General features: G+C 40.9%; 9 protein-coding genes. 6 read left to right on the forward strand and 3 right to left on the reverse strand.

The genetic code is table 11. The annotated features are described in order from the left end of the window. Positions 1-100 precede the first annotated feature (100 nt). The 3 genes from AN944_RS06645 to AN944_RS06655 are packed head-to-tail and all read left to right on the forward strand — an operon-like array spanning position 101 to position 4,132. Positions 101-1,012 carry a MoxR family ATPase gene (locus tag AN944_RS06645; RefSeq protein ID WP_055023823.1) on the forward strand — a complete coding sequence of 304 codons (912 nt, stop codon included), beginning with the start codon at positions 101-103 and terminating at the stop codon, positions 1,010-1,012. A 5-nt stretch (positions 1,013-1,017) separates the two neighbouring features. After that, entirely contained in the window at positions 1,018-2,091 is a 1,074-nt protein-coding gene (locus AN944_RS06650; protein ID WP_055023824.1) for a DUF58 domain-containing protein, read from the forward strand. Further along, the gene (locus AN944_RS06655; protein ID WP_055023825.1) at positions 2,081-4,132 is read left to right on the forward strand and encodes a DUF3488 and transglutaminase-like domain-containing protein; all 2,052 of its coding nucleotides are present in this window, start codon (positions 2,081-2,083) and stop codon (positions 4,130-4,132) included. Before AN944_RS06650 ends, AN944_RS06655 begins: the two co-directional genes overlap by 11 nt. A 157-nt stretch (positions 4,133-4,289) precedes the next feature. Here the strand turns inward: AN944_RS06655 and AN944_RS21955 are convergent, their stop codons facing one another. Together AN944_RS21955 and AN944_RS21960 are read right to left on the reverse strand one after the other, a co-directional pair. Next, the gene (locus AN944_RS21955) at positions 4,290-4,673 is read right to left on the reverse strand and encodes a linear amide C-N hydrolase (protein WP_200913363.1); all 384 of its coding nucleotides are present in this window, start codon (positions 4,671-4,673) and stop codon (positions 4,290-4,292) included. 31 nt (positions 4,674-4,704) lie between these two features. After that, positions 4,705-5,271 carry a linear amide C-N hydrolase gene (locus tag AN944_RS21960; RefSeq protein WP_200913364.1) on the reverse strand — a complete coding sequence of 189 codons (567 nt, stop codon included), beginning with the start codon at positions 5,269-5,271 and terminating at the stop codon, positions 4,705-4,707. 609 nt (positions 5,272-5,880) lie between these two features. Between AN944_RS21960 and recC the strand changes: the two genes are divergently transcribed. Genes recC through recD form a run of 3 tightly spaced genes read left to right on the forward strand, consistent with a single transcriptional unit; the run spans position 5,881 to position 15,466 of the window. Continuing rightward, a complete protein-coding gene (gene recC / locus AN944_RS06665; RefSeq protein ID WP_055023826.1) occupies positions 5,881-9,525 on the forward strand; it encodes an exodeoxyribonuclease V subunit gamma in 3,645 nt (1,214 codons plus the stop codon). Then, positions 9,525-13,376 carry an exodeoxyribonuclease V subunit beta gene (gene recB, locus AN944_RS06670; RefSeq protein WP_055023827.1) on the forward strand — a complete coding sequence of 1,284 codons (3,852 nt, stop codon included), beginning with the start codon at positions 9,525-9,527 and terminating at the stop codon, positions 13,374-13,376. The genes recC and recB overlap by 1 nt, the downstream gene beginning before the upstream one ends. Continuing rightward, the gene (gene recD, locus AN944_RS06675) at positions 13,373-15,466 is read left to right on the forward strand and encodes an exodeoxyribonuclease V subunit alpha (RefSeq protein ID WP_082419937.1); all 2,094 of its coding nucleotides are present in this window, start codon (positions 13,373-13,375) and stop codon (positions 15,464-15,466) included. Before recB ends, recD begins: the two co-directional genes overlap by 4 nt. Positions 15,467-15,583: 117 nt before the next feature. On the opposite strand, the gene AN944_RS06680 is transcribed toward recD, so the two are convergent. Then, the gene (locus tag AN944_RS06680; protein ID WP_235530864.1) at positions 15,584-16,546 is read right to left on the reverse strand and encodes a DMT family transporter; all 963 of its coding nucleotides are present in this window, start codon (positions 16,544-16,546) and stop codon (positions 15,584-15,586) included. Positions 16,547-16,601 lie beyond the last annotated feature (55 nt).

Consider the following 16,601-nt stretch of genomic DNA (forward strand, 5'->3'; position numbering starts at 1 on the left):
AAATCCTTTCCTTATATTTAACGACAAGGTAACGTAATCAATTCGATGTATTTGTTACTGGCAGTATAATGTTACTGCCAATTAACTAATGGAGTAATGCGTGCCTGCGTCAAAACTACAACAATTATTATCGCAATTAGAAACGGTATTATTAGGAAAACCTCAGCAAATAAAATTGGCCGTCGCCTGTATACTTGCAAAAGGTCACTTACTCATTGAAGATTTACCAGGCATGGGCAAAACCAGTTTGTCTCAAGCACTTGCGACCTCACTTGGTATGAGCTATCAACGAATTCAATTTACCAGTGATATGTTACCTGCTGATATCCTTGGTGTTTCTATCTATCAGCAACAAACACAAGAATTTCAGTTTCATCCTGGGCCGATCTTTAATCAGATGCTATTAGCTGATGAAATCAACCGAGCAAGCCCTAAAACACAAAGTGCCTTACTTGAAGCAATGGCTGAAAGGCAAATTACTTTAGATGGTGCAACCCATGCCCTTCCCCAACCCTTTTTTGTTATCGCAACGCAAAATCCCATTGAGCAATCAGGAACATTCCCATTACCAGAGTCGCAATTAGATCGCTTTATGATGCGCATTTCAATTGGCTACCCAAATGAACAAGCTGAACTTGAAATGTTAAAAAGTGATACGGCCAAAAACACCGCTACCACTATGCCGCAATGTTTTACGCCGGATGAACTCATTACTCTTCAATCACTCGTGCAAAAAGTCAGTGCATCGGATGCTGTACTTAAATATTTAATTCATTTAGCACAATATTCTCGAGAACAAGCAGACGGAAATGGCCTATCCCCCCGTGCCAGCATCGCTTTACTTGATGCAGCCAAAGCGTGGGCATTTATGCATCAAAGAAACTACGTGGTACCGGAAGATATTCAAGCAGTATTTCATTGTGTAGCCGAGCATCGAATTCGTAATAATAACCCTATACAAGGCCAAGCTATCTCAGATCAAATATTGGCTAACGTTAATCCAATTAGTTAGTGATAATGAACAAGAACATCGGTAATACTGCTCATTATCAAACTCCGCCCAAGTGGTATTCTCGCTTTATTCCTAAAATGATAAAGCAGCGTTGGGCGCGTTGGTTAACACGTCGAATCCCACCCAACCAACAAGTGACGTTAAGCCATAAAAGCATTTTTATCCTACCGAGTGCCTTTGGTATCGCATGGTTTATGTTAATCGTCGTACTTTATTTATTCGGCACCAATTATCAAAACAACCTAGTCATTGGCTTAAGCTTATTACTCGCAAGTGTGCTGCATACGTGTATCATTTACAGTTATAAAAACCTGGCAGGGTTGACATTAACAGCGCCTATGCCGCCAGAGAGTATCGCGAACACCAGTTTGGCATTTCCGGTTGTACTTTCGAGTAAACAAAAAAAGGATTTAAGCCACACAAACCACCAGCAAATTTGTTTAAACTTTGCTCAGCAGCGCCATATTCGTATTGGTGATGTCGGTGAATCCTTCAACGCAACGGTCGGATATTCGCCTCAAAATAGAGGACCATTCAATCCAGGTCGTATTCAAGTTTCTTCTAACTTCCCATTGGGTTTATTTCGCGCTTGGTCCTATGTTGATTTAAACATCGAGCAGCTCATTTTCTCTGAGCCATTGCAAACAACCGTTTCGCTTACCAGTTTAGATGAAGACAATAATACCGAGTTTGAACACGGTAAATTACAACCAGGGGTTGATGATTACAAAGGGTTGAAAACTTATGTTGAAGGTGAATCCTTAAAGCAAGTGGCATGGAAACAATGGGCGCAAGGGCGTGGTATGCTCAGTAAAGAGTTCGCTCAGCCAGAAGGTAAACCCGTATGGTTAAGCCTAGCTGACACACAAGGTGATGACCTTGAACATAAGCTCAGTAAATTAGCGTGGCAGGTCAACGCGTTATCACAAGCCCATCAAGTATTTGGTTTAGCGTTAGATAATCAAATCATCGAACAAGACAGCGGCGAGTCACACCGAAAACAATGCCAGCAATTGATAGCAAGTTATGGTTATCGAGATATTACCCGCTCAACACAAGGTGAACTCGATGAAAATTAGCGATGATTTTAATGAGAATATTAGCCGTAACACCTTATTTTGGCTGTTACTGACTAATGCCTTGGTATTATCACCACTATACCAAGACGCCACACTGTGGAGCATTGGTATTTGCTGTATATGCTTTGTTTGGCGCATCGGCATTTATTTTGGCAAAGTCGCGGCCCCGCCTAAATTGCTGGTCACCAGTCTAGCTATTGGCGCAGCGATAACATTAGGTTTAGTGTCAAAAGAAATCGGTATGCTCAATGCACTCGTTAATTTATTGATACTTGGTTACGCCTTAAAATACATCGAAATGCGCCAAATACGTGATGTAAAAGTGGTTGTACTAGTCGGGTATTTTCTCATTGCCTTTGCCTTATTAGAGCGTCAAAGCATGCTTGATACGGTGCACTTACTCTTTGTTTCGCTAATCAATACCTGTGTACTTATCAGTGTTTATCAACATGCAACTCGTAAAATAAACTTCAGCTTTGGCGCTAAAGTGTTACTCCAAAGCCTTCCTTTGGCTATCTTGCTTTTTATTGTATTTCCTCGCCTTGGCCCTCTTTGGTTAGCGCCCAGCATGAAAAATGCGACAACTGGCTTATCTGATGAAGTGTCATTGGGCGATATCAGTAAACTGACGCGCTCACCTGATTTGGCATTTAGAGTGGGTTTTGACAACGAAGCATCCAATGCCAGCAAGATCCAACTTATCCCTAATGAGGCGTTATATTGGCGTGCCCTTGTAATGGAGAATTACGATGGTAAAACGTGGAAACAAGCTAACTTGCGTAAAAATGCGCAGCAGCGAGCTTATCGCGACCGCAACCAAAGAGCGATGCCAGCTCAAGTCGATCAATCCAATTCGCTTAATTATCAAGTGATCACTGAGCCGACTTATCAGAAATGGTTATTTGGCTTAGATCAAGCATTTTCAGAAACGGATCACGTTGTTGAAATGGATGACTTTCGCTTATATTCCGTTAGAAATATTGACCAACGTTTCAGTTACCGCGTGACATCTTATCCTTTGAGTATGCTTGAGCCTGTGCTAACACCACTGACCAAACGGATAAATCTATCACTGCCGAAAGAAACTAACCCTCAGACTCAAGCTTTAGCTCAGCAGTTCGTAAAAGATTACCCTGAACCACTGCCTCGAATTAACGCTATGATGCAGTATTTTAATCAACAGTCTTATTTTTATACCTTGAGTCCACCGCCTCTGGGCAACAATCAAGTGGATGATTTTTTATTTAAAAACAAAGCAGGATTTTGTTCTCACTACGCATCAGCGTTAGTGTTTATGGCTCGCTCCAGCGGAATACCTGCACGTATGGTGGCAGGTTACCAAGGTGGTGAATACAACCCCAAAGCCGGTTATTACAGTATTTATCAATATATGGCACATGCTTGGACTGAAGTATGGATTGAAGGCCGAGGTTGGATAAGGTTAGACCCGACTGCGATGATTGCACCTGAGCGGATCTTGGATGGGTTCGATGCCATGTTTACAGGTCAAGACAGTTACCTTCAAGATAGTCTTTTTACCAGCTTGCGAGTAAAAGAAATACCTTGGTTAAATGACATTCGTCTACAGTTAGCCAGCTTAGACTTTTACTGGAGTGTTTGGGTTTTAGGTTTCGATGAGGAACGTCAACAGCAAGTGCTAAGTGAACTACTAGGTGAGGTCAATACCAGTAAAATCATTATCTTAATGATTGTGAGCTTTAGTATCATCGCACTGGTTATTGCGTATTATGCAGGCGTGTTTACATTAAAGCCTAAACAAGATCCATTAATTAAACGCTATAGCCATATTTGCTCAAAATTTGCTGACAAGGGCTACCCAAGAGAAACAATGCCTCCACAAGCATTTGCAAACTTTATTCATCAAGCTATTCATCAAGAGCAGCCACAACTAGCTGCTGATTTTAATAAAATGACCGAACACTTTATCGCACTGCAATATCAAGTATTAAATGATAAGCAAGCCCAGCAACATCAGAAATTGTTTAAACGCTACTTTCGTAAAGTAAAAATTGGATTATAAGTGAGTTGGCAGATTAGAGCATCAAACAACATCTACCAAGATAAACTTATATTTAATAATTTAGCTTTACATTTTTGACCTGAATTTAGAAATTTAAAATTCAGGCCAAATTAAGATGCAATAGGTCACTTATGACATTTTTAGAATAAAAGTATTTTTACACCATCCAAGAAATCATTTGCATAGGTTGTAGATCTTTACTCACATCACCGAAGCTATTATCAGCTGAGTCCAAAACAACACCAACAATTGGTGCACCTTCATTAAGGTTTAACTGCTTTAAATCTACCCAAAATAAACCTAGTTGAGATGAAGACTCCATATAGTACTTTTTATTACTATGATCAGCTAATGAACGCCACAAGGTCGCAGAAATATTGGGATGGTCAGGATCTTCCATGCCTAGCGGTACCCCTATAGAGCGCATAATTGACATTGCAGCAGCTATAGCGCTTTTTCCATCTTCAAACTTTGGAGTACTTTTCAGGAAATAATCTACTCTTACGAAACGGTCAGCAGCATTAATTGTTCCAGGGATCATTCGATTACCGCCAACCGTTTTCCAATATTTGTTAATTGCTAATTGCTAATTGCTCTTCAAACGTAGGAGAGTTGGTCATCACGGTATATTTAGGATGATGATGAATCGTCAACTCACCATCTATGTACTCAAAAATTGCAGAATCACCGCTTTCGTCTGTCAGAGAAATATGTGCTGTAGCTGGGCGACCATTTGCAAGTAATGGTGCGTATATTACAAAAGCTGGCTCATGCATCGCTAAAACCGCTTCATCAACAGTAGCAAAATTGTCAAGAAAATATTGGGCCCAAGCTCCAACCGAAATAACAGGCTTTTCAGTTTTGGTGTAATCACCATAATCTGCTTCAGTGAAATAAAGTGCGTTCACAGCTAAACCAGCTTCATTTAAACCGTCTGAGGAAGATGAATCATACATTGCAGTAAACACTGAACCGTATTTCGATGTCCAAGATAGCGCGTTCGCAACATCTCCACCCGTTTGTGCTGTTCCTCTAGGCATTGCTATCACAGCAAACTTTGATTTAGGATCATTCCAGTCCATACCACGCCCAGTAATGAATTTACCTGATTTAGTTTGATAAATAATACGAGTACACATTCTTAATCTCCCACATGATAATTACATGAAATAAAAATACTTCACCATAAAACTAAGATTAATATATGCCACTAATTTCCTATCAACCAATGCAATATGACGTATCTAACCCTCACTTAACAGCTATTAGTCACGTCGTCTTATAAACGTTTAATCTAGTGACTAACTCCTGTTGACTTTTCAAGGTTGTATTAGCTTTGATTTGATAGCCATTTATATGAGAGAGACATTACGGTGTCGTTATTCTACATAGAAAGTCGATAACACAGTAAAATAGCCAAGAAAAATCAACAAACACTAATAAACGTCATAATTTAAAAACTTAAACTTCGATATATAAGTTACTCCATAACTGATACATAAGTATAAAAATGAATTAACTGCCATATTTAATTAAGTGAAAGTTGATGTAGGTCCTCGTTTTCATAAACTGGTAGCCCATATAATCCATTAGTATAGGAAAATACAGTTTAAACCACATACTAATGACATCAAGAACAAAGATATTAGTGTAATTATTTAGCTTTTAAATATCCGCAGCTATAAAAGCCTTTCAAACCTAATAACAACCTCTTAGAATGGTTTTTATCATCAGCTTTCGAGTCAGTTATGCTTAGATTAATTCAATCAAATCAGATGGAAGTGTTATCGGAACAACTTTCTAAAATGTTGGCAATTCCACTTGATTCAACGCATTTACTGGCCAGTGAACATATCTTGGTACAAAGCCCAGGTATGTCGACTTGGTTAAGGCTTGAAGTCGCTAAATACAATGGCATTGCTGCAGCGCTTTCATTCCCATTGCCTTCAAGTTTTACTTGGCAATTATGCCACGAACTCTTACCTGATGTTCCAAAAGACAATGCTTTTACTAAAGCTGCAATGACGTGGAAGTTAATGGACTTGTTACCCAAGTTATTAACGGATGAAGATTTTGCGCCATTAAAAGCTTACCTTGAGCAGCAAGCGAGTACATTAGTCGAACCCACTACGACTAGCAATGAACTCTCACCTTTATATGCTCAACATCAACAACATTTTGATGCGATGAAGCTATACCAATTATGTGGTCGAATAGCCGATATATTCGATCAATATTTAGTATACCGTCCACACTGGATACTTGGCTGGGAGCAAAATGAGCATCCTTTGTCTCTTGAAGATAATCAGTTATGGCAACCTAAACTATGGCGAGCATTAATTGAATACAACCAACATCAAGTTAATGCCAGTTTGTATCACAGAGCTAACTTGCATCAAGATTTAATTACAGCACTGCAAAACCCAAATACGGTAATCGAATCTCTACCTGAACGTTTATTTGTATTTGGTATTTCATCTATGCCTCCGCAAACGTTAGAAGTGCTATATCACCTTGCAGAACGTATTGAAGTTATTATGTTCTCACTCAGCCCTTGCCAGCATTACTGGGGGGATATTGTTGACCCGAAAGCCCGTGCTCGCATGGCGCTTCAGTATGCCAATAAAAAGCAGCTAGGCGAGCAATGGGAAGAAAAACTTGAAGTCGGTAACCCTATCTTAGCGAACAACGGAAAAATGGGCCGTGAGCTATTAGATTTAATGCTCGCGCTACCTGCAGAGCACACTGATTTTAGTTATGATTGTTATGTTGAACCCAGCCAATCCACCGATGAGTTAAGCCTACTACATGGTTTGCAATATGATATTTTGCAAATGGAAACCTTAGGTGAGCCATTAGGGCCAGATGCGCATTTTTATCAAAACACCGAAGCTCGAAGAACATTGCACTCAAGCGACGATTCCATCACATTGCGCAGCTGTCATAGTCCATTGCGAGAAGTTGAAACGCTGCACGACCACCTTTTACATTTATTATCAAATGATGCCGACTTATTATCAAAAGACATTGTGATCATGATGCCAGATGTGGCCGCTTACGCCCCCTACATCGACGCTGTTTTTGGCACAGGAAACAGTCAGCAACAACATGGAAATCGCTATATTCCTTATGCCATAGCTGACCGAGGTGCTGCGCAAGAATCTCCATTAATCAATAGTTTTTTAAACTTACTCAATATTAATCAAAGCCGCTTTGGCTTAACTGAGATTGTTAGCATTCTTGAAGTGCCAGCCATTTTACGTAAATTTCAACTCGACGATGACGGATTACAGCTTATTAGGCGCTGGTTAGATGATGCTAACGTTCGCTGGGGGCGTGATGAACACACCCGCGTTCAACAGGGCGTGCCAGGCTTTAATCAAAACTCTTGGGCTTTTGGTATTACACGGTTAATTCAAGGCTACGCGTTTAATGATGAGTCCTCCATTTATCATGACACTTTGCTGGTTAAAGGGGTTGAAGGACAGTCAGCGCAAACGTTAGGGTTTTTACTCAACTTTTTAGAAGCCATTGACGAATACCAACTTCAACTTGCAACCCCTTGCCCTACGCTTGAGCGTATTGAGCAACTCTATCAACTGCTGGAAGTATTCTTTGAAGCTGATGATGACGAACGTGAACAAGTACAAACCATTCGCGAAGCACTCACCGCCTTAAAAGATGAGTTAGAAGCTGCAGGCCATCAAGGTTCGCTCGATATTGAAGTATTAAAGCAATGGTTTAATCAGCGTCTTAACGAATCCCGTGTGGGTCAGCGTTATCTAGCGGGCAGCGTTAACTTCTGCACCCTTATGCCAATGCGCTCCATTCCATTTAAAGTCGTTTGTTTACTTGGTATGAACGATGGGGTTTACCCACGAGTTCAACACCCTGTTGGCTTTGACTTAATGGCGCATAACGGCGCAATGAAAGGTGACCGCTCTCGTCGTTTAGATGACAGATACCTATTTTTAGAAGCCTTATTATCTGCTCGACAACAACTTTATATTAGTTACATTGGCCATTCTGAACGTGATAACGCTGAGCGTATTCCGTCAATGTTAGTCTCTGAATTAATTGAATATTATCAGCTTTGTTATTTTGCGGATTATCGTTTACTCACGAATAATAAACAGCGCAGAGATATCAATAACGATGACGCTAACCTCGCCATTATTGAACATCTAATTATTCAGCAGCCATTACAGCCTTTCGACGCTAAGTTATTTTCCCCAAGCGAACAGCTCACGACAAATAGCTCGCCATCATTAATGCAAAGTTATAATCATCAATGGTGTCCGCCACAACATGATCCCAGCGCAGAAAGTCAACGCCCTTTTATTGCAGCTAAACAAACCATCGATATTGATTGGCAGCTTGAAGAAGCAATGCCTGCCCAAGTAACAGTGGACGTACCTAATGCAGATATTGGCCGACACACACTTGAGCTTTCAGCCTTACTTCGGTTTTATCGTAGCCCAGCACAATTTTTTTTAAATCGCAGCTTAAAAGTAGATTTCAATCTTCGTATTCAAGCTGATGATAATGATGAGCCGTTTAATTTAGATTCACTCGAGCGATATAAACTGCAATCGTCCCTGCTAGACAGTGCGATTAGTAACCAGTTAGAGCACGCAGATATGGAATTTATCGCCCAATTAAAAGCCAGCGGCGAGCTTCCGATGCGTCCTTTTGATGACTTGTTGCTTAACCAATATCAGCGAGATATCGCTCCATTAATTGGTCGAATTCAATTTTTAACCGCAGAGCAAGAAAACACGCGAGAAGTTGATGTTGATTTGTGCTTTAACCACATGCCGTTGAATCAACAGCAAAACATTCAAGTCAATGTCGTCGGTCGTATCGATAATATTTATCCTAAAGGTCAAATTAATTACCGACCTGGCACAGCCCATGGTCGTGACTTTTTACGAGTGTACTTACGTCATCTTTGTATCAACGCTTCTGGCATTGAAAAAAACAGTTACCTATTAGATATCGGTCATTTTCATGCCTTTACTGCCATAAAGCAGGCTCAAGCCCACACACTGCTACAGCAATTTGTGCAAGGTTACCTTAATGGTCAAAACAAACCATTATGCTTTATGCCTCGCACCGCCCTTGCCTACGTTGAAGCCGAAGGCGAGCATGCTGACAAGTTATTAGCAGCTCAAAGCCAATGGATAGATGAGCAAACTGAATTTGGCGAAGGTAACGATCCCCATAACAAACGATTATTTCAATTTCCAGATGACTTTACCGAAGTTGAGTTTGGCCACACAGCGATGCAATTATTGAGTCCTATGCTGAGTGTGTATCACAAAGGGACATTAGCAGAGTTAGATGAATACATTAGCGAGATCACCAGTGTTAACACAGAGGGTAGCCACTAATGACCAACGTCACTAAGCTTGACCCGCTCACTTTACCTTTTGCAGGCAGTAGTTTAATCGAAGCCAGTGCTGGTACGGGTAAGACCTACACAATATCGGGTTTGTACTTACGCTTGCTATTAGGTGATAGAGACAAAGCGCCATTAACTTGTGAACAAATTTTGGTGGTGACTTTTACCAATGCGGCAACAGAAGAACTTCGTGACCGAATTCGTAAGCGTATTCAAGTGGCGTTTAAATGCTTTCTTGGTCTTGAAACCGACGATGCCTTCGTCAATGCCCTTTATCAACAAATGCCTGTCGATGAACATTCAATGGCATTAAGGCGATTAGATTTAGCCTTAAAATCATTAGATGAAGCAGCCATTTTTACCATTCATGGTTTCTGTCAGCGCATTCTATCGGATATGGCATTCGAGTCATCTTTACTGTTTGAGTCTGAATTTACTCTGGATGACAGTGAATTTTTACATCATGCCGTTCGAGATTTCTGGCGTGAGGCCTGTTACCCACTACCGCCAGTATTAGCCCAAGTCATTGCAAATGAGTTTGGTAGCCCTGATGAACTAGCGAAGCAATTACGGCAATTATTAGGTGCAACCCAAGCCAATACTTCTCTTGTTACTAAAGACTTTAACAAGCTCACCGCAGAGCTAAGTCAAAGCTTATCTCGTTTTAAAATGCGCTGGAAAGCAGATAGTGAAGCAGAACTTGAATTACTACACAGCTTGCCTTTAAACGGCGCAAGATTTGGTAAAAAAGCCGATGATTACCCCAAGCTTGCAGCCATGTTTGATAAACTAACTCATTGGGCTAGTGCTGAGCACGCGAGTTTGCCGCCAATTAAAGAACTTGAAATGCTGGCATTATCAGGACTTAAACTCAATAAAGGCGGTGAAATACCCACACCTTCTGAAGCACCATTATTGGATCATATCGAGCGCTTATTCGACTTAATTAACCAAATTAAACCGGCTTTTTTAGTTAAAGCCAAAGAGGGTATTAAGTTACGATTTGCTATGCAAAAAGCGCAGCGCAACTTAATGACACCAGATGACTTACTGATGACTTTAGCTGGAGCGCTTCATTCTGTAGCCACTAACGAAACTAACTCTGAAATTAACTTAGAAACTAGCTCAGAAGCTAATTCAGAAAATGACCCAGAATCTGACGACATGGCGTTGGCATCAAATACACAAACTGCACAGCAATTAGCAAAAGCGATTTCAACACGCTTTCCTGTCGCATTAATTGATGAATTCCAAGATACTGACCCGCTTCAATTTGCGATATTTTCAGCGATTTATCAGCAACAGACTCAACTAGAAAAACTGAGTTTACTCATGATTGGCGATCCTAAGCAGGCCATTTATGCTTTTCGTGGTGCCGATATTCATACCTATATTAGTGCAAGAAAACAAACTCAATCGCATTACAACCTTGAAACGAATTATCGCTCATCAACCGCTTTGGTTAATGGGGTGAATCAATTATTTAGCCAGCACGATGATCCTTTTATCAGCGATGCGATTCCTTATGATGTCGTTAACACGCCAAAAAGCGCCGATACAAAAATACTTACTGAAGCGAGTAATGACCGCTCAGCTCTTCGGATAAAGTTATTATCTGAAAATGAAAGCGGGTTAAACAAAACTACCGCTAGAAAACAACTCGCTGGTGATGCAGCAAGTGAAATTAAACGACTGCTCACTGAGTCTCAAGCAGGACAATGCCATCATAATGGTAAAGCACTCGTGGCTAAAGATATTGCTGTATTAGTGAGAGACAGAAATGAAGCGGCCGTAATGAAACAGGCATTAAGTCAGCGTAATATTGGCGCAGTTTTTTTAAGTCGTGATAGTGTTTTTAAAACCCAAGAAGCTTTTGAACTCGCTATCATTCTGCGAGCCCTTGCCACGCCAAAAGATGAACGCTGTTTGCGAGCCGCAATGGCGACTGAACTCATGGGTTATAACGCCTTGCAAATTCATCAGTTCAATCAAGATGAAGAGCAGCGACAAACCTTATTAGACACCTTTGCACAATGGCACCAATTATGGTCTAGGCATGGGATCATGCCTGCACTGTTATCATTGGCTAATGAAACTCAGCTTATTCGACGCTTTTTGTCTCAAAGTCATAGTCATAGTCATAGTCATAGTCATAGTCATTCAAAAATTGACAACAAAATTGAGTCTGAGAATGATATCAGTCAACTTCATGAGAGTGGTGAGCGACGCTTAACCGATTTTCGTCATCTCTCTGAGTTATTGCAGCAAAAAGCCACTGAACTTGATGGCAGTAGCGCACTGATTAATTGGTTTGAGCAACAATTAATTGAAGCTCAAGGCAGTGATGAGCAACAGTTAAGATTAGAAAGCGAGCAGAATCTTGTTCAAATTGTCACAATTCATAAGAGTAAAGGCCTTGAGTACCCTGTTTGTTTTGTGCCTTTTATCAGTTTAGCCCGTGACAATCGCAGAAAGCCGACACCAATGCTGTATCACCAAGATGATCAACTCATTTGGGATGTAGAAGGCACCAAAGAAGGTTGGGAGCAATACAAACAAGAAAACCTCGCTGAAGATTTACGCTTGTTATACGTCGCCCTAACCCGCCCTGTGTATGTATGCTATCTCTATATAGCCAATCACAGCCGTATGTTAAAAGCAGGCATTAGTAGCCAATTATTTGAGACTGCAATCGGTTATTTACTTGGCATCACCAGCAAAGATTGCGATTTTGAACAGCTAGAACAGCAAGCACAAAAATTACTGCATCTGGAGTCGGATGATGAACTATACCGCTGTGCAATCAGTATCACTGAAATTAATCAAATCGATGAGTCCGTATTTGTTGACAGCCAAACGTCTTTAAAAGCCTTAGCTGCCAATACACTCAATCGAGGTTACGATACGCCTTGGCGTGTCGGAAGCTATTCAGGTTTAGTAAAACACTTAGCTCATGAGAAAGTGTCACCTGGCGCTGACGATGAAGATTTCAGCCAAGAGCTACAAGTTGCATTTGAACCCAGTAATGACATCAACCCATTTGATACTGAAGCAGAAGTTAATGCCATTAATCGCTTCACCTTTGAGCGTGGCGCCAATGCGGGTAGCTTTATGCATTTAGTAATGGAATTATTTGACTTCACCAAAGCCGATATTGAACTTGCTCCTGCACTAGAAAAAGCCATGGAGCAATACGGTTTTGATAAAGAGACATGGACGAATACCTTAACCGAATGGTACCAGCAAATACTGCATACTCCATTACTCACCGGCTTTATCGACAATGATCAACAACTGCTGAACTCAGATGGAAATATCATTAGCTTAAGTGAGCTAACGCCAAAACAAACATTGGTTGAAATGGAGTTTTATCTACCAATTACTCGTCTTAAAGCCCAAGGGTTAAATACAATATTATCTCAATTTGGCTACGATGCTGGCTTTGAGTTTGATGAATTACAAGGCATGCTCAAAGGCTTTATTGATTTAACTTTCGAGTACCAGGGACGTTTTTATATTGCCGATTACAAATCGAATCATTTAGGTGAAAATTTTAGTGATTACGATACTCATGCAATGGCAAAAGCCATCAGCAGTCATCGTTATAATCTGCAATATATTTTGTACACTTTAGCGCTGCACCGTTACTTAGCATTAAGGCTTCCGCAGTATGATTACAATACACATATTGGCGGTTGCTTCTATCTATTTTTACGTGGAATGACACCACATGAGCCTCAATCTGGCGTCTTTTTTGATAAGCCACCTCAAGCGCTTATAGACGCATTAGACAGGTTATTTCAACAGGGTGATGACGCCTACTTGGAGTCGCTAAAATGAATTCAATACTCCAATTACAAGCCCCCATTCAACAATTACTCAAACACTGGCAACAACAGGGTCTTATAACGCCTCTTGACCGACATTTTGCGTTAGAAATGGTAAAAATGCAGCGTAGCTATGTTGATGCCAGTCATAGCCAGCAAGATGAAGCCTTTTTACTGTTTATATGCGCCTTATTAAGCCAGCAACTGTCTAGCCAACACAGTTGTTTAGTGATCAGTGATATCAACCTCGAAAACCCGTTATGTGAACAACTGGCTTTATGCCAAATAAAAATTAATCATGGGCAGTTAGAGGATGAAATCAAACAACTAAGTTGTGTTGGTGAGCCCGAAGATAATTTGCCATTAATCATTGAATATGGTCGCCTGTATCTAAACAAATACTATCATTTCGAGGCTGAAGTTGCTCAACGGCTAAATCAAATGGCAGCTATCAACTTAGTGTCCAATACTGAGTTACTGCCAGCCTACCTTAATGATTTGTTTGATGAGCAAGTAAATAGTAAACAGAACAACACGAATGAACCTCTCATCAATTGGCAAAAAGTGGCTACAGCAACCGCATTAACTAAATCTTTAGCGGTAATTACTGGCGGGCCTGGAACCGGTAAAACCACCACAGTCACCAAACTATTATTATTGCTATTAACTCAGTCATCATTGACCATCAAGTTAGTGGCGCCAACAGGCAAAGCTGCCGCAAGATTAAGTGAATCAATTAAAGCGTCAAAAGCAAGGCTAGCAAGTCAGGTAGAACAGACTGGTAAACAGGAACTTAAAGATGCGCTAACACGTATCCCTGAAGAAGCAGCGACTTTGCACCGGTTATTAGGCGTGATTCCGAATTCTCACACCTTTCGCCATAATAAAGCCAATCCATTGCGATTAGATTTATTAGTCGTAGATGAAGCGTCCATGGTGGACTTACCCATGATGCATAAATTGCTCAGTGCATTACCACTCAATGCACGGCTAATTTTATTGGGCGATCAAGATCAATTAGCCTCTGTTGAAGCTGGCGCAGTCCTTGCTGATATCTGTTCTGGCCTTCAACAGCATCAAGTAAATGCAAACACTGCGACTCAGCCTTGGCAAATGCGTTACTCTGCCGAGCAAGCTCAGTTGCTTGAAAAACTGACCCATCAACCCACCAGCCAATTCGTTCACCCCCAACCTATGATTGGTGACAACCTTTGTATGTTAATGCACAGCCACAGGTTTAAAGGCGATGCAGGTATTGGTTTATTAGCGAGTGCTGTTAATTATGTCGATATTGCGGGTATTCGCCGAGAATGGCAGCATGGTCACCAAGAGCTCACTTGGATTGAACATCAGGCTCAAGCTACAACTCAGGGACATTCACCTGTAGCAAGCACGAGTAAAACCCAAGCAAATACGCAAAGTCTGCAACTGCTACAGGTATCTGTTGCAGCTTATGGTCAGTACTTGCAAATGATCCTTGATAACCAATATGCCTATACGCAACTTGAATCTAGCTCAGCGGCGTTGGGAAACTTACATAGCCCAACAGCCATTATCGACAGTTTTAACCAATACCGCATTTTATGTGCGATGCGTTCAGGCGAGTTTGGCGTAGATGGGATGAACCTTGCGATGACCAATGTGCTTAAAGAAAATCAATGGATCAAGCCAAGCCAAGAGTTTTACTTAGGTCGCCCAATCATCATTCAAAGTAATGATTACAACTTAGGCTTATTTAACGGTGATATCGGGCTTATTTTACAAGACGAGCAAAAACCAGAACGCTTAATGGCTTATTTTGTTAAAGCCGACGGTAGCTTATTAAAAGTACAGCCAGCTCGCTTACCTAACCACGACACCTGCTTTGCGATGACCGTACATAAAAGCCAAGGCAGTGAGTTTGAACAAGTGGCTTTTGTATTACCGCAAAAGCCCAGCAACGCTCAATGGCAATTGCTTACAAAAGAACTTGTTTACACCGCAATCACTCGTGCTAAAGAACACTTTATTTGTTTAGGCTCGCCTTATGTTTTTGAAAAAGCATGTCAACAAGTCACTTTAAGGGCATCAGGTTTAGCAATAAGATTATGGGGCACTCATTAATACTGAGTCGTTAATATCGAAATAGTTAATATCGAGATAGTTAATCACGAATAGCTTCATTTAAACCCATTTAGCAGCCTATATCGCATCACAGGCTGCTTGTTAATTAGATTGTGGCTACCTTGTCTCGTTTGTGGTTTTAGTTGCTGCATTTATTGAATAGTATCGACCTATTACCACTGTCAGAATGCCACCTAATACCACTAAAGATGAAATCATTAGACGATAAGTTATCGGCTCTGCCACAAATATCACCCCGCCTATCGCAGCAATTATCGGCACTGATAATTGGATCACTGCAGCTTGGGTAGCACTTAACCCCTTTAGCGCAATATACCAAATACTGTATCCTATCGCTGAAGTTAACCCACCAGCCATGGCAGCCAATATTATCCCCTGATGAGTTAAATGTAAGCTATCAAAGGCCACGATGATTAGCACTAAAACCAAAGGTAATGTACGAGCAAAGTTATAAGCTGTATCCATAATTGGCGCTTGAGAATGTCGCCCTTTAAGGGTGTAAACTCCCCATGCAACACCTGACAGAGTCATCAAAATAAAGCCATTAAATGACGGTGAACTGACGTCAGGTAACACAAGATAAATTAACCCTGAAAACGCCATCAAAATACCAACCCACTCGGCAAGATATAAACGTGTACCAAATAAAAGCGATATGGCTATCATCGTTAATTGCACTGAACCAAAAAGTATTAGGGCGCCAGTGCCAGTATCCACAGAGATGTACGCATACGAAAAGGTCACTGCATAAATGAATAACATAATACTGGCAAACCAACTGCCCGAAACAGGTTTAACGACCTTTGACAGATTAATTGATTGCCCATGACTGAGTGATTTAACACTAACAATAATTAACAGCACTAAAGCCCCAGTAATCAATCTTACCGCGGTAAAGCTTGCTGCATCTATCGCCTCTTCAGCTAGGGCCAGTCGACTTAAAACAGAGTTAGCCGCAAAGGCAATGATTGCTAGCACGGTTAACAAACAAGTCTTTAAAAGAGAATCGGCAGCTTTAGACGTCGATGAGCGTAAAGTTGACTGAGAAATAGCAAACACCTTAAATCGTAAGTTATTTTGTTCGATATTAGTTATAAAGACACGATTCTATCTT

This window comes from Shewanella sp. P1-14-1, assembly GCF_001401775.1.
GTDB classification, from domain to species: domain Bacteria; phylum Pseudomonadota; class Gammaproteobacteria; order Enterobacterales; family Shewanellaceae; genus Shewanella; species Shewanella japonica.